Raw genomic sequence first — 350 nt, 5'->3', positions numbered from 1 at the left:
CCTCGGTGGCGGCATCGCCGGCGATGTCACCGGCACTGGACAGGTCGCGCAGGCCCACCGCATGGCGCAGCTCCTTCAACAGCGGCATCGCATACTGCTCGCGCAACTGCTGGCCGCGGCGGCGCAACAGCGCCTCGATCTTCTCCGGCTCGGCCATCAGCGCGTCATAACGCTCGCGCAGCGGGGTCAGTTCGGCATCGATGCGCTCGAACAGCTGCTGCTTGGCATCGCCCCAGCTGATGCCGTCGGCAAACGCCTGCGCGAACGCGGCGGTCTGCTCGGCACTGGCAAAGGCCTGGTACATCTGGAACAGCGCCGAGCCCTCGGTGCTCTTCGGCTCGCCCGGTGCG

At 68.9% G+C, this 350-nt stretch carries 1 pseudogene; it reads right to left on the bottom strand.

Annotated elements, in window-relative coordinates:
• Positions 1–350 (bottom strand): annotated as a pseudogene (locus AC1DN0_RS42045) (tryptophan--tRNA ligase); the annotation flags it as partial.

Source organism: Cupriavidus sp. 05N39 (genome assembly GCF_056397325.1).
This window is presented reverse-complemented; position numbering and strand designations above follow the sequence as displayed.